Origin of the sequence: Synechococcus sp. MU1617 (assembly GCF_020514235.1) — a bacterium.
Lineage (GTDB): Bacteria > Cyanobacteriota > Cyanobacteriia > PCC-6307 > Cyanobiaceae > Parasynechococcus.
The window spans coordinates 1-23,573 of record NZ_VTLB01000002.1 but is presented as its reverse complement, the minus strand read 5'-3'; the positions used below and the strand labels follow the sequence as shown (position 1 = coordinate 23,573).

Sequence of the window (23,573 nt, the reverse complement as noted above, 5' to 3'; positions counted from 1 at the left end):
CGACCCTTACTGGTTGGATCGTAGAAATCATGGCCGCTGTGTCATCACCTCGATAGGCGATGACACACATGGGCGATGGGATCTAAGCGATTGGACCGCCGATCACGCCGAACAGCACCACTAGGCCGATCACGCCGGCGAACACAATCAGGGCATAAAACTGGGCCCGTCCGGTCTCGAGATATTTGAGACCTTCTCCGCTGCCGAGGGTCAGTAGTCCGGTGAGATTCACCACGCCGTCCACCACTTTGGCGTCCACCTCGAGAACCTCCCGCGCCAGTTTGCGGCTACCCCGCACAAACAGCTTGTCGTTCAGCACATCGAGATACCACTTGTTGGCGAGGAAGGCATTCACCGCCGGGAATCGGCTTGCTACAAGTTGCCCCAGATCGATCCGACGCAGGGCATAGGCCAGAACAGCCAGGGTGATACCGGTAACGGAGATGGCCACGGAGGCACCCGCCAGGGGCAGAAACTCGCCCCAGCTGAACTGTTCGGCCATTTCGCGGGCTTCTTCGGGATTGAGAAGGCCTGCGAAGCGGCTGTTCCAGGGGGTGCCCAGCAGGCCAATCAGAACAGAAGGCACCGCCAGAACCGCCAAGGGTGCCGCCATCGGCCAGGCCGACTCATGCACGCTGCCGCCATGGGCGTGGTGCTCGGAAGGATCTTTGCCGGCTGCGGTCAGCAGCTGGGCCTGCATGGCGGTGTCATTGCCGCGGAACTCCCCTTCAAAGGTGAGGAAATAGAGGCGGAACATGTAGAAGGCCGTCATTCCCGCCGTCAGGAAGCCCACCACCCAGAGCAGCGGGTAGCTGTTGAAGGCTTGACCAAGAATTTCGTCCTTGCTCCAGAAGCCAGCCAGGGGGGGGATGCCACTGATGGCGATGCAGCCGATGAAGAAGGTGATCGAGGTGACGGGCATCTTCTTGCGCAGGCCTCCCATCAGGCGCATGTCCTGGGCGAGAACGGGCTCGTGGCCCACCACCTCCTCCATCGCGTGAATGACAGAGCCTGATCCCAGGAACAACATCGCCTTGAAGAAGGCGTGGGTCACCAGGTGGAAGATGCCGGCAACCGGGGCTCCGCAACCCATGGCCAACATCATGTAGCCGAGTTGAGAGACGGTGCTGTAGGCCAGACCCTTCTTGAGGTCCATTTGGGTGAGGGCAATGGAGGCCCCCAGGAAGCAGGTGATCGTGCCAACAACGGCGATCACGGTTTGTACGACGGGGAACTGGGCGTAGAGGGGATCGAGGCGGGCGACCAGGAACACCCCTGCGGCCACCATCGTGGCGGCGTGAATCAGAGCAGAGATCGGCGTCGGACCCTCCATGGCATCTGGCAGCCAGACGTGGAGGGGGAATTGGGCCGACTTGGCCATCGGACCCATGAACACCAGCAGACAGAGCAGCAGTGCTGCCCATGGCGCAACCGTTCCGGCGGCTAGGCCGTTTTGCAGGCCATCGGCGATTCCTTGGAAATCGAAGCTTCCGGTGGCCCAGAACAGGCCAAGGATGCCCAGCAGCAGGCCGAAGTCACCAACCCGGTTCACCACAAAGGCCTTCTGAGCAGCGTGGGCAGCACCGTCGCGGTCATACCAGAAGCCCACCAATAGGTAGGAGCACATGCCCACCAGTTCCCAGAAGACGTAGATCTCCAGGAGATTGGGGCTGATGATCAGTCCCAGCATGGAGCTGCTGAATAGCGCCAGGTAGGTGAAGAAGCGCACATAGCCCTTGTCGTGGGCCATGTAGCCGTGGGAATACACCAGCACCAACAGGGCGATGGTGGTGACCAGCGCCAGCATCACCGCCCCGAGTGGATCCACCACGTAGCCCATCGGCAGAACGAAGCTGCCGGCACTGGCCCAAACGAACAGATGCTCGACCGGCGGGGCGCCGTTGAGCTGGTTGAACAGGATGCTGTAGCTGAGGACCGCAGCTGCGCCTACACAGGAGATCAACAGCAGCGCAACGGGTTTGCGCAACCGGTTGATCGTGCGGTTGAAGCTGATCAATCCCAGCCCGGTCAGCACAGCGCCGAACAGGGGCAGAACGGGAATGAGCCAGGCGAGTTCCTCGGCCGAGGGCATCCGCTAAGAGCAGGTTGAAGCGAGTGTAGGCAGCTCAGCCCAGCAGGTTCTGGAGTGCTGAATTGCGCATCAATTCGGCAGCCGTCGGAATGAAGCGATGGGCCCACCAGAACACGCCGACGGCGATGGCGATGCCCAGTTGCGCCGGTCGGATGAATTCCTGCCACTGCAGCTGCTGACGTCCATCCAGCACCGCAGCGAAGGGCACGATTGAGGTACTGGCCTTGAGCTCTTCAAAGGCCTCGCCGAAGCGGGCCTTCAGGCGCCGGTCGCCATGCCAGACGGCAAAGAGGTGATGGCCGATCAGGCCCACGCAGGTCACCAGCATGAAGCTGCTGCCGATCCAGAGGGCGTGGGTGAGGCACCAGAGAATTTGCCCGATGGCCTGGGGATGGCGGCTGATGCGGATGATCCCTGTGGCGTAAAGACGCACCTGCGGTTTCAACACCGCCGGGATCTCCAGCAAGTTGTAGGTGGCTGGATAGAGGAAGAGGAAGCTGATGGCGGTTCCGATCCAGACGAGCGGAATCACCCCAGGCACGCCCTGGAGATTCCACAGCCGAACTCCGTCGTAGCGATGGGCCAGAAACCATCCGATCACCACAACGGCCGAGGGAATGCTGGCCGCCGCGAAGATCAGACGCCAGGCCCGTGCTCCGATCACGGCTTCAGCCCGGCTGCGCAGCGCAGCCCCACCGCTGTGAATCACTGCAAACAGGATCAGCAGCACCAGCATCACGACGCTGCTGTGGTGGGTGGAGGCCATGGCGGCTGCGTGGGAAGGGCGTGATTCTGGCTGGCGGACGTGGCGGTCCTAAATTTCCGTTGTTCCTCCGGGTGTTCCGCGGTGGCCGATCTGCCGTTCACCCTCGACCAGCTGCGGATCCTTCGCGCGATTGTCAGTGAGGGCAGCTTCAAGAAAGCCGCCGACAGTCTTTACGTCACCCAGCCAGCCGTCAGCCTTCAGATCCAGAACCTGGAGAAGCAGCTGGAGGTGTCGTTGTTTGATCGCGGTGGGCGCAAGGCTCAGCTCACCGAAGCTGGTCATCTGCTGCTGAGTTACTGCGACCGGATCCTCAGTCAGTGCCATGAAGCCTGCCGGGCCCTGGATGATCTCCACAACCTCAAAGGCGGATCCCTGATCGTGGGGGCAAGTCAGACCACCGGCACCTATTTGATGCCCCGGATGATCGGCTTGTTCCGCCAGAAATATCCGGAGGTGTCCGTGCAGCTCCAGGTCCACAGCACCCGACGCACGGGCTGGAGTGTGGCCAACGGTCAGATCGACCTGGCGATCATCGGTGGTGAATTGCCGGCGGAACTCAATGAACTGCTGCAGGTGGTGCCCTACGCCAGTGATGAGCTGGCGTTGGTGCTGCCGGTGAAGCACCCCTTGGCCCGGCTGGCTGAGCTCACCAAGGAAGACCTGTATCGCCTGGGCTTTGTCTGCCTCGATGCGCAATCAACCACCCGCAAGATGGTCGACCAGCTTCTGGCTCGCTCCGGCCTGGATGTGCAGCGTCTGCGCATCGAAATGGAGTTGAACTCGCTCGAAGCCATCAAAAATGCAGTTCAGGCGGGCCTGGGTGCCGCCTTTGTTCCCGTGGTGTCGATCGAGCGGGAGTTATCGGCGGGCACGATTCATCGCCCCCAGGTGGCTGATCTGCAGGTGCGCCGCCAGCTGAAGCTGATCACCCATCCCGCCCGCTACTGCTCACGTGCCTCGGTGGCCTTTCGCAATGACGTTCTGCCCGTCTTCGCCAGTGCTGACAGCCCGATTCGCCAGGCAGCGAAAGTCGTGCCTGAAGCGATCGGGGAGCAACTGGTTCAGAACTGATCGGCCTCTGGTGTTACGCCCACAGCGTCGTCTGCCACGCCTCGGGTCAGGAATTTGTTCTCACTGATATCGGTTTGGTAGACGCATCGCACCACGGGCTTGTCTCGAACGGAGCCGATGTAGGCAAAAGTATTCATCCGCTGTTTGCACTCACGCTCCTGCACGGCGGTGATGGCCCCCTCCTTGCGCAGCACTGACCAGTTTTCTCGACGGATCACGCAACCCGGTTGCAGTGTTGGCTGGGTCACAAAGCTGCTCGAGGGGTTGAGCGTCGTGTACATCTCGATGTCCATGACGAAGGCGCTCGCACCCCACTGCCGGCAGAACTCCGGGTCGGGCACGGCCATGTCCAGTTGCTGGGAGCTGGCAATGTTTCCCTGGTCGCCCTGGGTGGTGCTGGTGACAGCGCTGCCGATGCCGATCCCCACCACGAGAACCCCTGCCAAGACGGCCACGGTGAGGGTGCTGAATTGAAAGGGGCCCTGACCCCCTCCGCCCCCTGGTGGGGGGGCTGGAGGACGGCTGTATCCACCACGGGGCGGAGCGTCATAGCGATCACGCTCACCGCGGTCGTAGCGGCCATCCCGCGGTCGGCGGCCGCCGCGGTCGTAGCGCGAGCCGGTCACAACAGTTCAGGGGTGCGGGGCAGGCCCATGGAGAAGTTCTGCACACGGCCATCCGGGTTGTAGCTGAGTTCTCCGGCTTGGAGCAGTTGCCGGATGAATCCTTCCAGGTCCGTACCAATACGGCGCAGGGTGTAGTCACTCAGTTCGCCGCCGGCCGCGGCATCCACGAGTTCCTTGAAGCGTCCCTGCACCTTGGCGAGGCTGGCGGCATCCCACAGAAATTCGTTGTCGGGATCAAGATCCAAGGTCAGCTGGTCATCCGAAGGAACCAGATCCTCGTCCTGAAGCGCTGCTGTGAACAGGCGCACGTGGCGGGTGGTGCACTTGAGGAGGGTGTCAGCCAAGACGCGCCCACGGGAAAGCTGACACGACTTTAAGAAGCGAACGGGGGGCAAGCCCTTTTAAGGTTGGTTTCACTTTCGAGACGGCCGCATGCGCGTCGCTATTGCCGGAGCTGGTCTTGCAGGACTCTCCTGTGCCAAATACCTGGCGGATGCCGGCCACACCCCCATCGTTGTGGAAGCCAGGGATGTTCTTGGCGGCAAGGTGGCGGCCTGGAAAGACGAGGACGGCGACTGGTACGAAACCGGCCTGCACATCTTCTTCGGGGCTTACCCGAACATGCTCCAGTTGTTCAAGGAGCTGAACATCGAAGACCGGCTGCAGTGGAAGAGCCACTCGATGATCTTCAATCAGCAGGAGGAACCAGGCACCTACAGCCGCTTCGATTTTCCTGATCTGCCAGCCCCTGTGAATGGTGTGGCCGCGATCTTGGGAAACAACGACATGCTGAGCTGGCCTGAGAAAATCAGCTTCGGCCTGGGCCTTGTGCCTGCGATGCTCCGGGGTCAGGGGTACGTCGAAGAGTGCGACAAGTATTCATGGACCGAGTGGCTGCGGGTCCACAACATTCCCGAACGGGTGAACGATGAAGTGTTCTTAGCGATGAGCAAGGCCCTGAATTTCATCGATCCCGATGAAATCTCTGCCACGGTTGTGCTCACAGCGCTCAATCGTTTCCTGCAGGAGAAGAACGGCTCCAAGATGGCTTTCCTCGATGGCGCTCCGCCGGAGCGCCTTTGCCAGCCGGTGGTCGAGCACATCGAATCACTCGGAGGGGAAGTGCACCTCGATAGCCCCCTGCGGGAGATCAAGCTCAATGAGGATGGTTCTGTAGCTGCCTTCCACATCGGCGGCTTAAAAGGCAAGGAGAGCTTCGACCTCACCGCTGATGCCTATGTCAGTGCATTGCCAGTGGATCCTTTCAAACTGCTCTTGCCAGAGCCCTGGAAGCAGATGGAGGTCTTCCAAAAGTTGGATGGGCTTCGGGGTGTGCCCGTGATCAACCTGCACCTCTGGTTCGATCGCAAGCTCACCGATATCGACCATCTGTTGTTCAGCCGCTCGCCCCTGCTCAGCGTGTACGCCGACATGAGCATCACTTGCAGGGAGTATGAAGACCCCGACAAGTCAATGCTCGAGCTGGTGTTTGCTCCTGCCAAAGACTGGATTGGTCGTCCCGATGAAGAGATCATCGAGGCCACCATGGGCGAGCTCACAAAGCTGTTCCCGATGCATTTTGGTGGTGAAAATCCCGCCACACTGCGCAAATACAAGGTCGTGAAGACGCCGTTGTCTGTCTACAAAACGACCCCTGGTTGTCAGCAGTTGCGGCCCGATCAGACCACCCCAATCAAGAACTTCTTCCTGGCCGGGGATTACACGATGCAGCGCTATCTCGCCTCGATGGAGGGTGCCGTTCTCAGCGGCAAGCTCTGCGCTGGTGCAGTGGACCGCAAGACAGGTCTGCTGGCATCATCGACCTCTTCCAGTGAGCCTGTGACGGCCTGAGCCATGCCCCTCGCCTCCCCGGATCTCGACGCAGCCTTCGAGGCCTGCCGTCGGGAGACCGCCGAGTGGGCCAAGACGTTCTATATCGGTACGTTGCTTCTGCCTCCGGAGAAGCGGCGTGCCATCTGGGCGATCTATGTCTGGTGCCGGCGCACGGATGAGTTGATGGACAGCCCGGAGGCCCAGGCGCTTCCGGTGGAGGAGCTTGCCGAGCGGCTGGATCGCTGGGAAGAGAAGACCCGAGCCCTGTTCGCTGGCCGGATGGAGGACGACTTGGATGCGGTGATGGTGGACACCCTGGAGCGTTTTCCCCAGGGCATCCAGCCCTATCTCGACATGATTGAGGGGCAGCGGATGGACCTCACCTGGACCCGCTATCCCCGCTTCGAAGACCTCAAGCTCTACTGCTATCGCGTTGCAGGCACCGTTGGCCTGATGACCCAGGGGGTGATGGGTGTCGATCAGGCCTACACCTCAGCCCCCTGGAGCGACTGTCCCGACACCTCTGATGCTGCCGTCGCCCTTGGGATTGCCAACCAGCTCACCAACATCCTCCGGGATGTGGGGGAAGACCGTGGCCGTGGTCGCATCTATTTGCCGCAGGAAGATCTCGAGCGTTTCGGCTATTCCGAGGAGGAGCTGATGGCTGGAACCCTCAACAACTCCTGGCGTGCATTGATGCGATTCCAGCTGGAGCGGGCTCGCGATTGGTTCGCTCGCTCCGAAGCCGGAGTGCGTTGGCTGTCCGCTGATGCCCGCTGGCCGGTGTGGACGTCCTTGCGGCTGTACCGGGGAATCCTGGATGAAATTGAGCGCGTCGATTACGACGTGTTCAATCACCGTGCCTACGTGGCCAAGGTCAACAAGCTGCTTGATCTGCCCCGTTCGTTCCTGTTGGCTCAGTCGCGCTAAAAACCCCTGCCGGTATGACCGGCAGGGGTTGATCAGCTGTTTCCTTCAATCAGATCAGCGACGGATCAGACCGCCGTCTTCTGGTTGCCCAGGAGATCCTTGAGCTTGGAGAGTTCGCCAGCCCAGCGGGGGTCTGGAGCGCCCTCGCTCTTCGCATCGCTGTGAACAACCTTGTTCACGGCCTTGCGAGCCACTTGAGGCTGGCCGGCTGCATTGGGGGCTCCGCGACGGTTGCCACCAGCATTGTTGTCGCGACGTTCGGAGCGCTCGACCCGCAGAGCGCTGCCACCGAACTCCTTGCCGTTCAGCGCTTCGATCACGGCATCGGCCAGTTTCGGATCGTCCACGTTGGCGAAGCCAAATCCGCGACATGCACCGGTTTCACGGTCGAGAACTGTCTTGAACCGGATCCCTTCTCCCACCGACTTGAGCAGAGCCACCAGCTCCTGTTCTTCAAAGGTCTGCGGCAGGTTGCCGATGTACAGGCGGATGCTCATGAAGGAAAGAAAATGCGATCTGTCGGTGTCTGACCGTCATCATTGACACCTGCAAAGTTAATCACAGAGCCTCGCTTTCACGGGTCAAGAAATGTTTGGCCTCCTTCAGCGCCTCGCTGGGAGTTTGGATGCGCCCAAAAGCATGTTCAAGCTTCAGATGATGCAGCAGGCGTCCGAGACGGGGCCCGGGTTCGACCTCCAGGGCCGTGAGCAGGCCGTTGCCGTCGATCGGGCTTCTGGGGTGAAACAGAGGGTCCTCAGCGTCCCTCCATCGCCGCAGCCAGATCTTTTTCTCGGGCATGGGCATTTGCAGGGCCAGGGCGGGGAGATCCCCTTCCAGTTCCTCGTGCAATTGCAGTCGATCGCTTTCGGGTAGCGACTCCGGTGCCTGACCGATGCGTTCCTGCCAGAGCCGCAGCCGTTTGCAGCGCTGGCGCAGGGCGCGACTGGCTCGGAGTTGGCTGAGGCCCTCATCGCTGACCAGGGCCGTCAGCCGCGCCAAGGGCACAGCCGCAGCGGCTTCCTCTGTGCTGAGGCCTTCGATGTCGCTGGGCGTGGGAGGTTGCCCTCCGGCCGCCCAGGGGTGCAGCAACGGCAGGCTTGTTAGGGCTGCGATCGCCACGTCGGCGTGGTCGCCCCTCACCAGGCGCTGCAGCTCCGCCAGGATTCGCTCCGGTGCCGCTTCTGGCAGCCGTGCGGCGTGGCGCTCAATCCAGCCCATGGTCTGGCTGGAGATGGTGAGCGGGATTTCCGCTATCAGCCGCAATCCCCGCAGCAGCCGTAGAGGGTCATCGGTGAGGTTGGCTTCCGAGACGGCCGTCAGGTACCCCTGCTGGAGATCGCTCAGTCCCCCTGTGGGGTCCCACAGCTCTCCCCAGGGCTGGAGCGACACGGCGATGGCATTGAGTCGGTAGTCGCGCCGCCAAAGGTCGTCTTCGATGCGGTCACCGTCCTGTCGGGCGATGTCGACCGTCCAGCCTCCAATCACCAGCCGAGCAATGCTCCGTTCCGCATCGAGCACCACACAGGTGCCTTGGAGCTCTTGGGCCAGGGCCTGGGTCAGAGCGATGGCATCCGACGGGACAACAAGGTCAAGATCCGGCTGCTCCTGGAGACGGTCCAGCAAGCCATCCCGCACGGCGCCACCCACCAGCGCTGTGCCCTCGGGAAGCCGTGCCAGGGGGAGAGGCCACTGGGCTGGCGCCAGTCGCGTTTGCAGCTGGTCAAGCAATGCGTCGCCAGAGCCTTCGGCCATCAGAATGGGGGAGTGAACGGCCTTGGGAGGCATGTGCATCTGCGTGGATTGCAGCTGGGTCGACCGTTGTCAGGCCTATCACGCAGTTGAGCGTCAGCATGGTGTTCCGCATTTGGCGGAGACACCGGATTTTGAGCCAGATGGGCCTCGCATTCACGTCTCGGTGATGGATCTCCCCGATGGCCAGGCCGGTATTGAGTGGGATGTGCGTTCCTGCTCCAGCTTTAAGGCGGATCCAGGACGGTGGCAGCGTTGCCGTCCTGGACAGGAGCTGCCCCGATGACCGCCCTGCCACTCCTGCTGGCCTTGCACAGTTGTTCTGACTGCTTCGGCATGGCGCTGCTGGATCCCCAGCAGCCTGGGGCAGAACCCCTGGTGCAGGTCCATCCGGATGGCCGGGGCCTGTCCAACAGGTTGATTTCGCGGGTTCAGTCGCTCCTCCCGCCTGAGCGTTGGCCCCAGTTGCAGGGCCTTGCTGTAGCGACGGGACCCGGCGGCTTCACCGGCACCCGCCTCACTGTGGTGATGGCCCGCACCCTGGCGCAACAGTTGGATTGCCCCCTGCTGGGGGTGAGCAGTTATGCCCTGATGGCGCCACGCTTGGAGCGGCAACTGCCCCAATCCATCCAAGGGGAACCGTTCTGGATCACCCAGGAGTTGCCCCGGCGGGGGGTGGTGGGTGGTGAGTACCGCATCACCTCTGGGCAGGTTCACGAACTCAGCCTGCCAACCCTGCTTTCACAGGGGGCATCTCCCCAGCCCGCCGTTGAGGCGCAACTGGATGTGGCAGCTGATGTGGCGCGGTTGCTGCAGCTGTTGCAGCGCAGCCATGCTGCCGGGGCAGTGATGCCCTGGGCTGAGGTTTTGCCGATCTACCCCACCTCCCCTGTTGGACAGGTCTGATGGCGGGCGTGCGTACAGGGCTTCTGCTGGGTGCTGGTCTGATGGCCTGGCTGTTGGGCCCCGGACCGCTGTCGCCCTATCGGCGGGCTCTATTGGATCGCAGCCCGCCGCAGCTGGTGCTGGTGCTCGGGGGGGATGTGGACCGGGAACGAATGGGTGCCCGGTTGGCGCGTCAACTCGATCTACCCCTGCTGGTGAGCGGTGGCAGCAACCCTGAGTACGCCGAATGGATGCTGAGTGAGGAGCGCTTCAATCCCGAACGCGTCACCTTGGATTACAGGGCCCGTGACACCCTCAGCAACTTCACGTCAGTGGTGGATGAGCTGCAGGCGGACGGCATTCGCCACGTGCTGCTAGTGACCAGCGAAGACCATCTGCCCCGCTCCATGGCGGTGGGCCAGGTGGTGGCGGGCAGCCGTGGAATTCAGCTCACCGGCGTCCCCGTGGCCTGCCGTGAGGACTGCACCCGCGAGGGGCGTTTCAAGCAATGGAGTGATTGGGTTCGTGCGGTGGCGTGGGTGATGACCGGTCGCGACCTCAGGGATGCTGCGGACCCTGATCCAGCAGGGCGTTGATCCGTTCCTGCAGCAGGGCGGTGGTGGCATCCAGATCGGGCCTGCGGCGACTGGCCGGGGCTGGGATGGGGTCGCCGATCCGCAGCTGAATCGGCACCAGGCGCGGCCAGCTTCGCCCAGTGCCCAAAGCGCGGTGGCTGTTGCAGATGGCCACAGGCAGCAGCGGGGCTCCCGTGCGAGCCGCCAGCAGGGCCGCTCCGGGGAGTGGGTTGTTGATCCGGCCGTCGCTTTGGCGGGTGCCGTCCAGAAACACGCCGGTGGCCCAGCCCTCTTCCAGACGCGCCGTTGCGGTGCGGATCGCTTCGCGGTCGCTGGCACCCCGCCGCACGGGGTAAGCACCACAGGCCCGGATCACGCGTCCCAGCAGTGGGATGTTGAACAGTTCCGCCTTTGCCATGAAGGCCACGGGGCGCCCCAGGGCATGGCCCAGCAAGGGTGGGTCCAGGTGCGACCCATGGTTGGCCACCACCACGAGGGGCCCTTGCATGGGCACTCTGTTGTTGCCGGCTGTCGATCCGCGGAACAGAAAGCGGAAGACCGGGAACACCAGAAGGTTGCTGACCAGCCGGTAGGTGAAGCTCGGTTTGGGGGTGCGGACGAGGCTGGAGTGACTCACTGTCCGAGGTCCCCCGCCCCGGAGATCTGGGCGGTGGTGACACCGCTCATGCTGCGTTTCGCCAAGCCACTGAGGACGTTGCCGGGACCGATTTCCACCAGGGTGTCCACGCCGCTGTCGGTCATCGCCGTCATGGTCTCGCGCCAGCGCACGCCGGTGGTCATCTGCTGCTTAAGGCGCAGTTTGAGCTCGTCCGCGCTGGTGCTGGCGCTCGCGGCGCTGTTGCTGAGCAATGGCACGCGGGCATCGAGGAAGGGCACGTTGTCCAGCTTGGCGGCGAAGCGTTCAGCCGCTTCCGCCATGAACGGGGAGTGGAAGGCTCCGGAGACGGCAAGAGGGATGGCGCGCTTGCATTTCAGAGCCTCACTCACGCTCTTCACGGCCTCTGGAGCTCCGGAGATCACCACCTGGGCATCACTGTTGTCATTGGCGATGCTGACGCCGTCCGTGGAGGCCACCAGGTCGTCCAGCTGAGTGCGATCGAAGCCGATCACAGCCGTCATGGCGCCGCCCCCAGCGTTCGCCATCAGTTCTGAGCGGGTTTTCATCAGCTGCAGACCGGTCTCCAGCCCAAACACCCCTGCGCTGTACAAAGCAACGAGTTCGCCCAGGCTGTGGCCGGCCACCAGCGCAGGCTCGCGGCCTTGCTGCTGAAGGTTGTCGGCCAGCACCGATTCGATCACGAACAGGGCGGGCTGGGTGTTGCGCGTGTCGTTGAGGTCATCGGGTCCATCACCACCGCCGCTTTCCCCCTGGCAGATCGCCAGCAGGTCGCGCCCCAGCAGCTCGGAGGCCATGGCGAAACGCTCGCGGCTGCCATCGATGCTGAGCAGCGCTTCTGCCATGCCCACCTTTTGAGAGCCCTGACCGGGAAAGACCCAGGCGATCGCCATTGCTGTGTTCTGCAGACCGTGCTGGAGATTAGGCGGGCCCGCTCCAACGGAAGAGGGCTGCCCCCCAGCTCAATCCCGCACCGAATCCACTGCTGGCGATGCGGTGGCCGGGTTGGACGCGTCCATCGCGCACGGCTTCATCCAGCATTAGGGGGATGGTGGCTGCCGAGGTGTTGCCGTAGTGGGCCAGGTTGCTGAGGACTTTTTCGGAGGGCACCGAGAAGCGATCCGCCACTGCATCAAGGATGCGTTGGTTGGCCTGATGCAGCAGTAGCCAATCCAGGGAATCTGCGGCGACAGCACCCTGCTCAAGCAGCTTTTCGAGAATCGCTGGCACCTCGCGCACAGCGAATTTGTAGACCTCCTGCCCATTCATCTGAATGGGATCGAAGCCGCCGCACTGATGGCTGGCGTCCCCCACCAGGGGCTGGCGCCGGCTTACCTGGGGGAGCTGGAGAACCTCACCGCGGCTGCCATCGGAACGCAACAGGAATCCATCGAGATCGTCCTGACCGTTCTCTGAAGCCTCCAGCACCACAGCACCGGCCGCATCACCGAACAGTACACACGAGCGTCGATCGTCCCAGTTCACCCAGCGGCTGAGTTGATCGGCCCCCACCACGAGGATGCGGCGCATCGCCCCACTGCGCAGGTACTGGGCGGCTGTGACAACGGCGAAGAGGAAGCCGCTGCAAGCAGCGGTGAGATCGAAGGCCGCGGCATTGGTGGCGCTGAGACGAGCCTGCAGGCGTGGCGCTGAACCGAACAGGTCGTCAGGGGTGGAGGTGGCCAATAGGATCAGATCGATGCTGTCGGCCGACCAACCAGCCATCTCCAGGGCCCGTTCCGCCGCTAGTCCGCTTAGTTCTGCAAGGGATTCGTCGCTGTTGACCACCCGTCGTGCAGCAATCCCGGTGCGACTGCGGATCCATTCATCACTCGTCTCAACCCGCTGGCCAAGCTCAGCGTTGCTGATGGAACGGCTTGGCGTCGCGCTGCCAGACCCTCGGAACAACACCCCCCTGGTTGTGCTGAGCGGCTCGACCAAGGCGGAGGTTGATTGACGTCGCGTCAGTCAATCACAACCCTGTTGCAGCGTGGCGAGATCCTCCATCACCCCATGGCTTGCTGCGGAGTGGGCAATGCGTAGGGCACTGACCACTGAGAGGGCCTTGCTGCTGCCGTGGCCGATCACGGAAATGCCGTTTACGCCAAGCAACAGAGCACCACCGTGCTCGGCATGGTCGAGCCGCTTCTTGATGCGTTTCAGGTTGCTGCGCAGAAACGCTGATCCCACCTTGCCGCGGCGCCCTCGGGGCAACTCCGCCCGCAGCACCCCCAGCAGAACACTGCCGACGGACTCAAGGAACTTCAGCAGCACATTGCCGGTGAATCCATCGCAGACCACCACATCGAACTCGCCCGACAGCACATCACGGCCTTCGCAGTTGCCGGCGAAGTGGAGCCTGGATTCGTCCCGCAGCAATTCGTGGGTCTTCAGGGAGAGCTCGTTCCCCTTGCACTCCTCCTCGCCAATGTTCAGCAGCCCGATGCGTGGGCGTTTCACCTGCAGCACATCCCGGCTGTAGATGTTCCCCAGCAGGGCGAACTGGTGCAAATAAGTGGGTTTGCAGTCCATGTTGGCGCCCACATCGAGCACCAACACCGGTTGGCCTGGATCCTTGGTGGGGAATAGGGCACCGATGGCGGGTCGGTCGATGCCCTTCAGCCGTCCCAGCCGAAAAATCGCCGAGGCCATCACCGCACCTGAATTGCCGGCGGAGTACACCGCCAGGGCCTCGCCTCTTTTCACGAGGTCCATGGCCACATTGATGCTGGCGTCTCGTTTGCGCCGCACCGCCGTGGCCTCGTCATCCATGCCGATGGAGGGGCCACTGGCCACCAGGTCCAGATGTCCTGCTGCACGCGCACTCTCCAAGGCTTCGCGCAGGCCAAGGCTGTTGGCGGCGGCCATCACCCGTTCGATTTCCCCCACGAAGCGGATCTTCAGAGGAAGCCGGTCAATGGCGTCCAGGCATCCCTCCAGGATGGGTCCCGGTGCGTGGTCACCGCCCATGCCATCGACGGCCACCCATAGACGCTCTGCATCGTTGATCTCATCGGTATCTGTTCCCCCCTGCAGCCAGCGCAGGGGATCGAACACCAGCGGTTGGAGCACGCTGCTGGCCACCGTGCCGGCTCCGGAGACAACGGTTCCCGCCACGTTGCCCGCCATCGAACCCGCTGCCGTTGCGGAGCTGGCAGCGCCATCGACGATGGTTGTGACGGCGGCGTTGCGCCGATACCAAATAACCAGGCGACGGATCGCCCGGGGACGGTTGGTCTTTTGCCGCGGCTGAGGGGCCGGGGTGGGATCAGGAACCTTCGGAGGCAACGGAATCGACGATGCGCTGGAACAGGTAGCCGGTGCCCCGAGCCGTGAGGATCAACTCGGGATTGGCAGGATCATCCTCCAATTTGGAGCGAAGGCGAGAGATATGAACATCCACCACCCGGGTGTCCACGTGGCGCTCTGGGGTGTAACCCCAAACTTCCTTGAGGATCTCGCCGCGGTTGAACGGTTCACCAGAACGGCTCACCAGCAGTTCCAACAGGCTGAATTCCATCCCCGTTAGGCGGATGCGTTCATCGCCTCGGAACACCTGGCGTTTGTTGGTGTCGATGCGCAGGTCGCTCACCTGGATGACGCCGGAGTTGGGAATGCCCGCCACCTGCTCCTTCTCGACCCGGCGCAGCACGCAGCGGATGCGGGCTTCCAGCTCCTTCGGGCTAAAGGGCTTCACCACATAGTCATCGGCGCCGAGCTCAAGCCCGGTGATCCGGTCGGCCACGTCGCCGAGTGCCGTCAACATCACGATGGGAACGTCGGATTCCTTGCGCAACTCCTGGCAGACGCCATAGCCGTCCAGCTTTGGCATCATCACGTCCAGCACCACCAGGTCGGGCATGCAGGTGGGGAACAATTCCAGAGCCTCGGTTCCGTCGCAGGCAGTCACGACGTTGTACCCGATCATGGATAAACGGGTTTCCAGGATCCTTCGGATCGATGCCTCATCGTCGACCACGAGGATCGTTTCCTTGGTGGGAGCCGTGGCCGTCATGGGCACCGAGGCGTTAGTCACTTCTCGCCACAAATAAAAGGGCAGCCCCCTGATTCGTTCATTCAACGGCAACTTTCTTCACAGTTCGCAGTGCCCAAATCCACCGCTGTTTTTATCTGTCAGGTCTGTGGAGCCCGTGCCCGACAGTTTTTTGGACGTTGCCCGGAGTGCGGCAGCTGGAATTCGTTGGTCGAGCAATCCCAGCCTGCCGACGATGGCCGCCGCCGCCGCAGTGCCCCTGATCCGGAGGTGGCCGCTGCCCCGCGACGGTCCACGGCCATGGCCTCGCTGGAGGATCAGCCGCTGCAGCGTCTTGCGACCGGGTCGGCAGAATTTGACCGCGTCCTGGGTGGTGGTCTGGTTCCCGGTTCGCTGGTGCTCGTTGGAGGCGATCCGGGCATCGGCAAGAGCACATTGCTCCTGCAGAGCGCCTCAGCGATGGCGGCCGGTGCATCAGTGCTCTATGTGAGTGCTGAGGAATCAGCTCAGCAGGTGAAGCTGCGCTGGCAGCGGCTTGCCGGGGGGGCATCGGAGCTGCAGTTGCTGGCCGAAACTGATCTGGAACTGGTGCTGGAGGAGCTGGAGGCACTGCGCCCTGCTGTGGCGATCATCGACAGCATTCAGGCGTTGCATGACGCCAACCTCACCAGTGCTCCGGGGTCGGTCGGTCAGGTGCGTGAATGTGCGGCTGCCCTGCAACGGCTGGCCAAACGTCAGAACATATCTCTGCTTTTGGTGGGCCACGTCACCAAGGAAGGCATGTTGGCCGGCCCGAAGGTGTTGGAACACCTCGTGGATGCGGTGCTCACCTTTGAGGGGGACCGCTTCGCCAGTCATCGCCTATTGCGGGCCGTCAAGAACCGATTCGGTGCCACCCATGAGTTGGGCTTGTTTGAGATGCAAAGCGGTGGCCTGGCCGAGGTGGGCAACCCCAGTGAGCTGTTCCTCAGTGATGCTCGCGCCTCCGGTGTTGCCACGATCGTGGCCTGTGAGGGCACGCGTTCATTGGTGGTGGATCTGCAGGCCTTGGTGAACGTCACCAGCTATGCCAGTCCGCGCCGCACGGCCACAGGGATCGGCACCAACCGTCTGCACCAGATCCTCGCGGTACTGGAGAAGCACATGGGACTGCCGCTCTCCCGTTTCGACTGCTATCTCGCCGTTGCCGGTGGCCTTGAGGTGGAGGAACCGGCGGCGGATCTGGGAGTTGCTGCAGCGGTGGTGGCCAGCTTCAGAGATCTCACCCTGCCTGCGGGCACTGTGTTGATCGGCGAGCTCGGTTTGGGTGGGCAGTTGCGCCCTGTGGGTCAGCTGGAGCTTCGGCTCCAGGAAGCGGCCCGGCTGGGGTTCCAGCGTGCCGTCGTTCCCCGGGGCAGTGGCCTGGGCGATCTCGCCTCGGGTTTGGATCTGGCTCTTCTGGAGGCCGACAGCGTCACCGAGGCCCTGGTGCTGGCGCTGGGTGAGGCCGTGCAGCCCGACCAGGACTGATTCAGAAGTAAACGTCGACGTTGCTGCGGCCGGTGGACTTCAGCCAGTTCTCGATATCGAGATAACCGCCGGGATTGAGGCGCACGGCCTGGGTCCAGACGTCGGCGGCCTGGTCAAACCAGCGATCCGCTTCGTCCTGTTCACCGCCTTCCTCGGCGATGCGGCCCCGCTTCTCGTAGATCAGCCCCATGTTCTTCAGGCAGGAGGGCTGGTTCGGGTTTTCCTCGAGAGCCTGGCGGTAGGTCTCGATGGCCCGCTCCTCCTCGCCGTTGGACATGTAGATGATGGCCATGTTCTTGAGGGTTTCACTCCGGTCTGTGGAGTTCTCCTCAAGCTTCAAGGCCTCCTCATAGTTCTCCAGCGCCTCGGCGTAATCACCATCGTTCTGGGCGGAGAGGCCATCGCGGTAATAGACGTAGGCCTCCTTGGATCGGGCATTGATCGGCAACAGCTTGACGATCAGGTCCGCCATCACCGTGAAGCTCTTGTCAATGAAGTTGTCGTTGCGGTTGCTGCGGGGCACGGCGCTCCGGCGGACGGACCCCCATCCTGACGGGAGCGGAGCCCGACCTAGCCTGCTCGTAAAGATCCCTGTTGCGTAAACAGCTGTGAGACCTGCGGTTCAGACCGTCGTCCTGGATGTGGAAGGGATGAAATGCGGCGGTTGCGTCCGCGCTGTGGAAACCACCCTGTTGGATCAGCCCGGTGTGCAGCGCGCCGATGTGAATCTGGTCAGCCGTTCGGCCTGGCTCGATCTCAGCGCCGGTGAGAGTGATGTAGGTGGTGTTCTGAAAGCCCTTGCAGACAGGGGCTTCCCAGCCAAGGAGCGCGCCTTGGATGACCCCATCGGTGTTGCTGCTGGGCAAGCGCTGCCGGGTTGGTGGCAGCAATGGCGACAGCTGATGGTGGCCCTGGTGCTGCTGTTGCTGTCGGTGCTGGGGCATCTCAGCGAGGCAGGTCACCTCTCGCTTCCCCTGATTGGCAGCCTGCCTTTTCACGCCACGCTGGCAACGGTGGCTCTGCTGGGACCGGGCCGTCCGATCCTGATGGGTGGTGTTGCGGCGGCTCGAGTAGGGGCCCCCAGCATGGATTCCCTCGTGGGTCTGGGGGTGAGCAGTGCCTATGTCGCCAGCCTGGTGGCCTTGGTCTGGCCCCAGGTGGGTTGGCCCTGCTTTTTCAATGAACCGGTGATGTTGCTGGGGTTTGTCCTGCTGGGACGTTTCCTGGAGGAACGGGCCCGTTTTCGGACTGGTCAGGCCCTGCAGCAATTGGCCGAGCTCCAGCCGGACACCGCGCGTCTCCTGTTGACCGACGGGGCGATTCGTGAGGTGCGCGTCGGCGCTCTCAGGCCCGGCGAAACGGTGCAGTTGCTGGCCGGTGACCGCGTTCCGGTGGATGGGGTGGTACTCGAGGGGGCCTCGGCCGTTGATGTGTCCAGCCTTACCGGTGAGCCCTTGCCCCTGCAGGCGGAGCCCGGCACGGAGTTGTCCTCCGGCAGTCTCAATTTGGAGGCAACCTTGGTGATGACGGTCACCCGGGTCGGTGCCGAAACCGCCCTGGCCCGGATCATTCGTCTGGTGGAGCAGGCCCAGGCCCGTCGGGCCCCCATCCAAGGCCTGGCCGATCTGGTGGCAGGCCGCTTCTGCTACGGCGTTATTGGCTTGGCCCTCGCCACGTTTTTGTTTTGGTGGTTGTTCGGTGCTGATCACTGGCCTGAGGTCTTGCAGGCTTCAGCACCTGGGATGCCCATGCCCCATGAGATGTCCCATGGGATGGACCATGGCCATGGCATGCATCACGTCGGCTTGGGCAGTGGAGCCAGCACCCCGATGGGTCTGGCCCTGCAATTGTCGATCGCGGTGCTGGTGGTCGCCTGCCCCTGTGCTCTCGGTCTGGCGACCCCCACCGTGATTACGGTGGCCACCGGCCTGGCGGCACGGCGCGGCTGGCTGTTCCGTGGTGGTGATGTGATCGAAACCGCCGCCGGTTTGGAGCATGTGGTCTTCGACAAGACCGGCACCCTCACCTTGGGTCGCCCCCTGGTGACCGATGTGTACGGGGATGACCCGGGTCAGTTGTTGCAGCTTGCGGCCAGCCTGGAGCAAAGCAGCCGACATCCCTTGGCCTACGCCCTGTTGCAGGAGGCCCAGGGCCGGGAGCTCGCTCTGCTGGAGTGCGAGGACGTTCGCACCGTGTCTGGTCAGGGTCTGGAGGGCCATGTGGACGGTGCATCGGCTCGGGTGCGTGTGGGCAAGCCCGACTGGTTGGTGGAGCAGGGTGTTGCCATCGCCCCCGCAGCCGAGGACTGGCTTGCCGCCGCTGAAGGCTCGGTGGTGGCGGTGGCAGTGGGAGATGTCCTGGTGGGCCTGGTTCAGATCGAGGATCAGATGCGCCCGGATGTTGCTCCAGCCCTGCAACGCCTGCGCTCTCACGGGCTGGCGCTTTCGGTGTTCAGCGGTGATCGGCAGGCTGCCGTTCAGCGTCTTGGTCAGCAGCTGGGCTTTGCTGCCCAGGATCTGGGCTGGCAGATGCTGCCGGAGCAGAAGCTGCAGCGCCTCGAGCAGCTGCGGCAGGAGGAGCGGGTGGCGATGGTGGGTGACGGCATCAACGATGCGCCGGCCCTGGCCGCGGCTGATCTTGGGATTGCCATTGGCACCGGAACCCAGATCGCTCAAGACTCCGCTGGTCTGGTGTTGCTCGGCGATCGGCTCGACAATCTGCCTGAAGCCCTCAGCCTGGCGCGCCGCACCCTGGTGAAGGTGCGGCAGAACCTGTTCTGGGCCTTCGGTTACAACCTCATCGTTCTTCCGGTGGCCGCAGGTGCCCTGCTCCCTAGCCATGGGGTGCTGCTGTCGCCCCCGCTGGCGGCGCTGCTGATGGCCATGAGTTCGATCACTGTGGTGCTCAATGCCCTGGCTCTTCGCTTGCCATGACAGGTCGCTTCATTGTTCTGGAGGGCATCGATGGCTGTGGCAAGACCACGCAGATCCAGCATCTGGTCGAGTGGTTGCCCAACAGCGGTCTGATGCCTAAGGGCGCTGCCCTGCTCTGCACCCGTGAGCCGGGAGGCACTCCCCTGGGGCGCTCGATCCGTGAACTCCTGCTGCACACGGGAGACCAGGAGGCACCAGCTCCCACCGCTGAACTGCTGCTGTATGCCGCCGATCGGGCTCAGCATGTTGAAACGTTGATCCGTCCTGCTCTGGAGCGTGGTGATTGGGTGATCAGCGATCGTTTCGCGGGATCGACCCTCGCCTATCAAGGCTACGGCCGTGGTTTGGATCGGGACTTGATTCAGCGTCTCGAACAGATCGCCACCACGGGGCTGCAGCCCGATCTCACCCTCTGGCTGCGCCTTTCCGTTCAAGAAAGCTTGCAGCGCCGTCTCGGGGACAAGGAGGACCGAATCGAAGCTGAGGGAGCCGCATTCCTGGAGCGGGTTGCGCAGGGTTTTGCCCAGTTGGCTCAGCAGCGTTCCTGGTGTGCCGTCGCTGCAGATCAGTCAGCCAGTGATGTTCGTGCTGCTCTGGAACGTCAGCTTCAGGAGCATCTGGCTTGAGCGCGCTGTTTGAGGATCTGATCGGCCAGTCCCTCGCCGTTGATCTGCTTTCGGCAGCCCTGGCCCAGGAACGCGTGGCCCCGGCCTACCTCTTTGCCGGCCCTGAAGGGGTGGGACGCCAGTTGGCGGCGGTGCGTTTTCTGGAGGGACTGCTGGCCGATGGTCAGCCCTCGGCCCGGGAACGCCGACGCCTGCTGGAGCGCAATCACCCCGACCTGCTTTGGGTCGAACCCACCTATCAGCATCAGGGCCGTTTGCTGACCCGCGCCGAAGCCGAGGAAGCGGGGCTCAGCCGCCGCACTCCTCCCCAGTTGCGGTTGGAGCAGATCCGCGACATCGGCCGCTGTCTGGCCCGGCAGCCGGTGGAGGCGAAGCGCGGCATGGTCGTGATTGAGGCCGCCGAGGCGATGGCGGAAGCGGCGGCCAATGCCCTGCTGAAAACGCTGGAGGAACCTGGCCATGGGGTGCTCATTTTGTTGACCTCAGCCCCTGAGCGGCTGCTCAGCACGATTCGCTCCCGGTGTCAGTTGATCCGTTTCCTGAGGCTCAACCCCGAGGCCATGGCTCAGGTGCTCGAGCGCACCGGTTCCACTGCTCAGGATGCCCCCGAACTTCTGGCCCTGGCCGCTGGGTCTCCAGGCGCTCTGATCGACCATCGACGCAGTCTGGCTGGTCTGCCCGAGGAGTTGGTTCAGCGCCTTGATGCGCTTCCCGCCACTCCGATGGAGGCTCTGGCGTTGGCACGCGATCTCTGCGAAGCCCTCGACGGTGAGCAGCAGCTGTGGTTGATCGGCTGGTGGCAGCACCGGCTCTGGCGCTCCGGTCGTTCCGCCGCCATGCTCAAGCGCTTGGACACGCTGCGCAGCCAGCTTCTTTCGTTCGTTCAACCTCGATTGGCCTGGGAGGTGGCGCTGCTCGACCTCACGCCATCCTTCTCACAGGCCACCTGAAGTGGTGATCAGGCGGATGCCCGGTCACCTTGTTGCTTGCGTTCCTCGCGGGCCATGGCCACCACGTCCTCAAGGCCATCCATCTGGGCACTGGTGGGAAGCTCGAGGCAATAGCCCGCTCCATACACCGTTTTGATGAACCGTGGCTTGCGCGGATCGGGTTCCAGCTTGGTGCGCAGGTGCCTGACGTGTACGCGAATGGTCTCAATGTCGTCGTCGGGCTCGTAGCCCCACACCTCTTTGAGGATCAATGAGGGGGCGACGGTCTGACCGTGACGCTGCAGAAGGCAATGGAGCAGTTCGAACTCCAGGTGCGTGAGCCGCACGGGTTGATCGAACCAGATGGCTTCAAAGCGCTCGGGCACAAGGGTGAGCGGCCCGTAGCTGAGGATTTCGTTGTGGTTAGTCGATCCAACGGGCGCTCTGTCACTGCGACGCAACAGGGCCTTGACCCTCACCTGAAGCTCCTCCAGGTCGAAGGGTTTGGTCAGGTAATCGTCGGCTCCGGAATTGAAACCGCTCACCTTGTCTTTGGTGCCGCCGAGAGCTGTGAGCATCAGGATCGGAATCCCAGCGGTGCGGTCATCCCGCCGTAGGCGCTGACACAGGGTGAGGCCGTCCACTTTGGGCAGCATCAGATCGAGCAGGATCAGATCCGGGGTGTATTGGAGCGCAAGGGCCTGACCTTTGATGCCATCGTCTGCCCGCTGCACATCGAAGCCGCTGTGCTCCAAATGGCCGCTGACCAGGTCGCGCATGTCCTGGTCATCTTCGATTAGCAGGATGCAAGGCTTCATCAGTTCGGCGGCAATTCGGCTTGAGAAATAAAGAGCGCTTGTCTGTAGGGATTAACGCTGAACGGATTCTCTCAAGCTTTTCAACTGTCTGCAGATTTCCGATAAGGAGCCCATCGTGGGCTTTGTTGCCGTAGATCGCTTGTCCTGCAAGCGATCTGGAGCTTTTTCCAGTTGTCTTTCGCCGGTGGCTGTTTAGGAAGTCTTCCGCTTCGGGCAACCCCCCGTCATGAAATTTCTTTTTTCGTCAATAAAAAAGCCACAGCATCAGCTGTGGCTTTAAAGCTCCCCGGGCGGGATTCGAACCTGCGACCAATCGATTAACAGTCGACCGCTCTACCGCTGAGCTACCGAGGAATGAGACCAAGAGACCTTACCTCTCGAATGTGCCGCCCTGCAAGCGCCTTTGCAGTTCTGTTCCCAGGGTCCATGGTCCAATCCGACCCTCTTTCATGCGGGCGGCGCCATCGGCGAATGCCAATTCCTCGAGCCTGTGGGTGATCCACAGCGCCGTGATTGGTTTGACGGGGTCTTTGCAAAGCCGTTGAACGGTGGTCAGCACCGTGGTTTGGCTGGTGGGATCGAGCAGGGCGGTCGGTTCATCGAGCAGCAATAGCCCGGCGTCACTCGCGAGGGCTCCGGCAATGGCCAGGCGTTGTTTCTGGCCGCCGCTGAGGCTGTGAATCGGTCGGTTCTCCAGGCGGGCGAGGCCGAACTGGCCCAGCAGGTCGCGCACGGTGCTTTGGCGATGCTGCTGTGGCTCTTCAGGGGCCATGCCCAGCATCAGATCGCTGCCGCAACTGGGGAGCAACAGCTGATGGTCTGGGTTTTGAAACACCAGGGCCGTTTTGGTGCGGCAGGAGATGCATCCGCTTTGGGGTTCCAGAAGTCCGGAAATCAAGCGGAACAGAGTGCTTTTACCGCTTCCATTGCTGCCCACCAGCATCCATAGGCCTGGGCCAGGGATGACCAAGTTGCATCGATTCAGGACCTGTTGGCCGTTCGGCCAGCGGTGGCTGACGTCCTCAACACTCAGTTCGGCGGTCGAGGTGTCAGGAATCAAAGGAGAAGCCGGGACGCTTGCTGCCACCCGCCGCCGAAGTCTTTTCATAAAGCTGAACGGCGAGAACCTCACTGACCAGCAGAGTCACTTTCTTGCCTTCCATTTTCTCGCAGGTGAGTTCCAGCAGCCGCGGTTGACCGTTCTCGAGCGCCTGGCGGATCTGCTGATACAGCGCATCGGCATCTGCATGCTCTTTGCGCTGAACAGACACCGGGACAGGACTCATGCGCAGGGCCAGTTCGATGACGTACACAGCGTTGGAAAGAATCGATGCGTCATCTTCGCGGAGGGACCGGCATCCCGTCGGTCCAAAAATGCGCATTTCTACTCATCCCCTCGAAATGGGTGCGGGGAGCCGCCCCATTTCGGTGATCAGCCCCTAGGCTCGGCTGTGTAACGGATCATGAAGCACTTCTCATGACGATCGCTGTAGGACGCGCGCCACAGCGGGGATGGTTTGACGTCCTCGATGACTGGCTCAAGCGCGACCGCTTCGTTTTTGTCGGCTGGTCCGGCATTCTTCTTCTCCCAACGGCCTAC

The 23,573-nt window shown here is 62.7% G+C and carries 25 protein-coding genes, 1 tRNA gene and 1 pseudogene; 11 read left to right on the top strand and 16 right to left on the bottom strand.

Annotated elements, in window-relative coordinates; genetic code table 11:
• Positions 1-82: 82 nt before the first annotated feature.
• Positions 83-2,092: an NAD(P)H-quinone oxidoreductase subunit 5 gene (locus tag FZZ90_RS04010; protein ID WP_226424480.1), complete on the bottom strand. Its 2,010-nt coding sequence runs from the start codon at positions 2,090-2,092 to the stop codon at positions 83-85.
• A gap of 34 nt (positions 2,093-2,126) precedes the next feature.
• Positions 2,127-2,858, bottom strand: coding sequence for an NnrU family protein (locus FZZ90_RS04005; RefSeq protein WP_226424479.1), 732 nt, complete (start codon positions 2,856-2,858; stop codon positions 2,127-2,129).
• Between the two features lie 81 nt (positions 2,859-2,939).
• Here FZZ90_RS04005 and FZZ90_RS04000 point away from each other — a divergent pair, with 81 nt between their 5' ends.
• A complete protein-coding gene (locus tag FZZ90_RS04000; RefSeq protein ID WP_226424478.1) occupies positions 2,940-3,929 on the top strand; it encodes a LysR family transcriptional regulator in 990 nt (329 codons plus the stop codon).
• Here FZZ90_RS04000 and FZZ90_RS03995 read toward each other — a convergent pair.
• Both FZZ90_RS03995 and FZZ90_RS03990 read right to left on the bottom strand, forming a co-directional pair.
• Entirely contained in the window at positions 3,920-4,555 is a 636-nt protein-coding gene (locus FZZ90_RS03995) for a DUF3172 domain-containing protein (RefSeq protein WP_226424477.1), read from the bottom strand. The genes FZZ90_RS04000 and FZZ90_RS03995 overlap by 10 nt on opposite strands.
• Positions 4,552-4,899 (bottom strand): NAD(P)H-quinone oxidoreductase subunit M, encoded by a 348-nt coding sequence (locus FZZ90_RS03990; protein WP_226401042.1) that lies wholly within the window; start codon positions 4,897-4,899, stop codon positions 4,552-4,554. The genes FZZ90_RS03995 and FZZ90_RS03990 overlap by 4 nt, the downstream gene beginning before the upstream one ends.
• An 88-nt stretch (positions 4,900-4,987) precedes the next feature.
• Between FZZ90_RS03990 and pds the strand changes: the two genes are divergently transcribed.
• A complete protein-coding gene (pds, locus tag FZZ90_RS03985; protein WP_226424476.1) occupies positions 4,988-6,406 on the top strand; it encodes a 15-cis-phytoene desaturase in 1,419 nt (472 codons plus the stop codon).
• 3 nt (positions 6,407-6,409) lie between these two features.
• A complete protein-coding gene (locus tag FZZ90_RS03980) occupies positions 6,410-7,318 on the top strand; it encodes a phytoene synthase (protein ID WP_226424475.1) in 909 nt (302 codons plus the stop codon).
• Between the two features lie 65 nt (positions 7,319-7,383).
• Here FZZ90_RS03980 and FZZ90_RS03975 read toward each other — a convergent pair whose 3' ends face one another.
• Positions 7,384-7,815, bottom strand: coding sequence for an RNA-binding protein (locus FZZ90_RS03975; protein ID WP_226401045.1), 432 nt, complete (start codon positions 7,813-7,815; stop codon positions 7,384-7,386).
• A gap of 61 nt (positions 7,816-7,876) precedes the next feature.
• On the bottom strand, positions 7,877-9,070 hold the full coding sequence (locus FZZ90_RS03970; RefSeq protein ID WP_226424474.1) for a CCA tRNA nucleotidyltransferase: 1,194 nt from the start codon (positions 9,068-9,070) through the stop codon (positions 7,877-7,879).
• 31 nt (positions 9,071-9,101) lie between these two features.
• Here FZZ90_RS03970 and FZZ90_RS03965 point away from each other — a divergent pair, with 31 nt between their 5' ends.
• Genes FZZ90_RS03965 through FZZ90_RS03955 form a run of 3 tightly spaced genes read left to right on the top strand, consistent with a single transcriptional unit; the run spans position 9,102 to position 10,548 of the window.
• The gene (locus FZZ90_RS03965; RefSeq protein WP_226424473.1) at positions 9,102-9,353 is read left to right on the top strand and encodes a Ycf34 family protein; all 252 of its coding nucleotides are present in this window, start codon (positions 9,102-9,104) and stop codon (positions 9,351-9,353) included.
• Entirely contained in the window at positions 9,350-9,973 is a 624-nt protein-coding gene (tsaB, locus tag FZZ90_RS03960; RefSeq protein WP_226424472.1) for a tRNA (adenosine(37)-N6)-threonylcarbamoyltransferase complex dimerization subunit type 1 TsaB, read from the top strand. Before FZZ90_RS03965 ends, tsaB begins: the two co-directional genes overlap by 4 nt.
• The gene (locus FZZ90_RS03955) at positions 9,973-10,548 is read left to right on the top strand and encodes a YdcF family protein (protein ID WP_226424471.1); all 576 of its coding nucleotides are present in this window, start codon (positions 9,973-9,975) and stop codon (positions 10,546-10,548) included. The genes tsaB and FZZ90_RS03955 overlap by 1 nt, the downstream gene beginning before the upstream one ends.
• Here FZZ90_RS03955 and FZZ90_RS03950 read toward each other — a convergent pair.
• From FZZ90_RS03950 to rpaB, 5 genes are read right to left on the bottom strand one after another with little or no spacing between them, the layout of a single operon-like run.
• Positions 10,511-11,164: a 1-acyl-sn-glycerol-3-phosphate acyltransferase gene (locus FZZ90_RS03950; RefSeq protein WP_226424470.1), complete on the bottom strand. Its 654-nt coding sequence runs from the start codon at positions 11,162-11,164 to the stop codon at positions 10,511-10,513. The genes FZZ90_RS03955 and FZZ90_RS03950 overlap by 38 nt on opposite strands.
• The gene (gene fabD, locus FZZ90_RS03945; protein WP_226424469.1) at positions 11,161-12,057 is read right to left on the bottom strand and encodes an ACP S-malonyltransferase; all 897 of its coding nucleotides are present in this window, start codon (positions 12,055-12,057) and stop codon (positions 11,161-11,163) included. Before fabD ends, FZZ90_RS03950 begins: the two co-directional genes overlap by 4 nt.
• 28 nt (positions 12,058-12,085) lie before the next feature.
• Positions 12,086-13,105 (bottom strand): beta-ketoacyl-ACP synthase III, encoded by a 1,020-nt coding sequence (locus tag FZZ90_RS03940; RefSeq protein WP_226424468.1) that lies wholly within the window; start codon positions 13,103-13,105, stop codon positions 12,086-12,088.
• Positions 13,106-13,132: 27 nt separating this feature from the next.
• Positions 13,133-14,452: a phosphate acyltransferase PlsX gene (gene plsX / locus FZZ90_RS03935; RefSeq protein WP_226424467.1), complete on the bottom strand. Its 1,320-nt coding sequence runs from the start codon at positions 14,450-14,452 to the stop codon at positions 13,133-13,135.
• Entirely contained in the window at positions 14,433-15,179 is a 747-nt protein-coding gene (gene rpaB / locus FZZ90_RS03930) for a response regulator transcription factor RpaB (RefSeq protein ID WP_226401136.1), read from the bottom strand. The genes plsX and rpaB overlap by 20 nt, the downstream gene beginning before the upstream one ends.
• A 90-nt stretch (positions 15,180-15,269) precedes the next feature.
• On the opposite strand from rpaB, the gene radA reads away from it, so the two are divergent.
• The gene (radA, locus tag FZZ90_RS03925) at positions 15,270-16,667 is read left to right on the top strand and encodes a DNA repair protein RadA (protein WP_226401067.1); all 1,398 of its coding nucleotides are present in this window, start codon (positions 15,270-15,272) and stop codon (positions 16,665-16,667) included.
• Position 16,668: 1 nt separating this feature from the next.
• Here radA and FZZ90_RS03920 read toward each other — a convergent pair whose 3' ends face one another.
• Positions 16,669-17,190: a photosystem I assembly protein Ycf3 gene (locus FZZ90_RS03920; RefSeq protein ID WP_226424466.1), complete on the bottom strand. Its 522-nt coding sequence runs from the start codon at positions 17,188-17,190 to the stop codon at positions 16,669-16,671.
• Positions 17,191-17,275: 85 nt separating this feature from the next.
• Here FZZ90_RS03920 and FZZ90_RS03915 point away from each other — a divergent pair, with 85 nt between their 5' ends.
• From FZZ90_RS03915 to holB, 3 genes are read left to right on the top strand one after another with little or no spacing between them, the layout of a single operon-like run.
• Positions 17,276-19,600 carry a heavy metal translocating P-type ATPase gene (locus FZZ90_RS03915; protein ID WP_226424465.1) on the top strand — a complete coding sequence of 775 codons (2,325 nt, stop codon included), beginning with the start codon at positions 17,276-17,278 and terminating at the stop codon, positions 19,598-19,600.
• Positions 19,597-20,226 carry a dTMP kinase gene (gene tmk / locus FZZ90_RS03910; protein ID WP_226424464.1) on the top strand — a complete coding sequence of 210 codons (630 nt, stop codon included), beginning with the start codon at positions 19,597-19,599 and terminating at the stop codon, positions 20,224-20,226. The genes FZZ90_RS03915 and tmk overlap by 4 nt, the downstream gene beginning before the upstream one ends.
• Positions 20,223-21,176, top strand: a complete 954-nt coding sequence (gene holB, locus FZZ90_RS03905; RefSeq protein WP_226424463.1) for a DNA polymerase III subunit delta' — start codon at positions 20,223-20,225, stop codon at positions 21,174-21,176. The genes tmk and holB overlap by 4 nt, the downstream gene beginning before the upstream one ends.
• Positions 21,177-21,184: 8 nt before the next feature.
• On the opposite strand, the gene FZZ90_RS03900 is transcribed toward holB, so the two are convergent.
• The 4 genes from FZZ90_RS03900 to FZZ90_RS03885 all read right to left on the bottom strand — a co-directional run bounded on the left by FZZ90_RS03900 (position 21,185) and on the right by FZZ90_RS03885 (position 23,286).
• Positions 21,185-21,973, bottom strand: coding sequence for a response regulator transcription factor (locus FZZ90_RS03900; RefSeq protein WP_226424462.1), 789 nt, complete (start codon positions 21,971-21,973; stop codon positions 21,185-21,187).
• Positions 21,974-22,255: 282 nt separating this feature from the next.
• Positions 22,256-22,327 (bottom strand) — tRNA-Asn (locus FZZ90_RS03895).
• A gap of 16 nt (positions 22,328-22,343) precedes the next feature.
• Positions 22,344-23,033 carry an ABC transporter ATP-binding protein gene (locus FZZ90_RS03890; protein WP_370631036.1) on the bottom strand — a complete coding sequence of 230 codons (690 nt, stop codon included), beginning with the start codon at positions 23,031-23,033 and terminating at the stop codon, positions 22,344-22,346.
• On the bottom strand, positions 23,023-23,286 hold the full coding sequence (locus FZZ90_RS03885) for a hypothetical protein (RefSeq protein WP_226425005.1): 264 nt from the start codon (positions 23,284-23,286) through the stop codon (positions 23,023-23,025). Before FZZ90_RS03885 ends, FZZ90_RS03890 begins: the two co-directional genes overlap by 11 nt.
• A gap of 164 nt (positions 23,287-23,450) precedes the next feature.
• On the opposite strand from FZZ90_RS03885, the pseudogene FZZ90_RS03880 reads away from it, so the two are divergent.
• A pseudogene (locus tag FZZ90_RS03880) lies at positions 23,451-23,573 on the top strand (photosystem II D2 protein (photosystem q(a) protein)); the annotation flags it as partial.

Coding starts and splice junctions, on each gene's coding strand:
- FZZ90_RS04010 (WP_226424480.1), bottom strand. CDS start 2,092: ATGCCCTCGGCCGAGGAACTCGCCTGGCTCATTCCCGTTCTGCCCCTG.
- FZZ90_RS04005 (WP_226424479.1), bottom strand. CDS start 2,858: ATGGCCTCCACCCACCACAGCAGCGTCGTGATGCTGGTGCTGCTGATC.
- pds (WP_226424476.1), top strand. CDS start 4,988: ATGCGCGTCGCTATTGCCGGAGCTGGTCTTGCAGGACTCTCCTGTGCC.
- FZZ90_RS03980 (WP_226424475.1), top strand. CDS start 6,410: ATGCCCCTCGCCTCCCCGGATCTCGACGCAGCCTTCGAGGCCTGCCGT.
- FZZ90_RS03975 (WP_226401045.1), bottom strand. CDS start 7,815: ATGAGCATCCGCCTGTACATCGGCAACCTGCCGCAGACCTTTGAAGAA.
- FZZ90_RS03970 (WP_226424474.1), bottom strand. CDS start 9,070: ATGGCCGAAGGCTCTGGCGACGCATTGCTTGACCAGCTGCAAACGCGA.
- FZZ90_RS03965 (WP_226424473.1), top strand. CDS start 9,102: ATGTGCATCTGCGTGGATTGCAGCTGGGTCGACCGTTGTCAGGCCTAT.
- tsaB (WP_226424472.1), top strand. CDS start 9,350: ATGACCGCCCTGCCACTCCTGCTGGCCTTGCACAGTTGTTCTGACTGC.
- FZZ90_RS03955 (WP_226424471.1), top strand. CDS start 9,973: ATGGCGGGCGTGCGTACAGGGCTTCTGCTGGGTGCTGGTCTGATGGCC.
- fabD (WP_226424469.1), bottom strand. CDS start 12,057: ATGGCGATCGCCTGGGTCTTTCCCGGTCAGGGCTCTCAAAAGGTGGGC.
- rpaB (WP_226401136.1), bottom strand. CDS start 15,179: ATGACGGCCACGGCTCCCACCAAGGAAACGATCCTCGTGGTCGACGAT.
- tmk (WP_226424464.1), top strand. CDS start 19,597: ATGACAGGTCGCTTCATTGTTCTGGAGGGCATCGATGGCTGTGGCAAG.
- FZZ90_RS03900 (WP_226424462.1), bottom strand. CDS start 21,973: ATGAAGCCTTGCATCCTGCTAATCGAAGATGACCAGGACATGCGCGAC.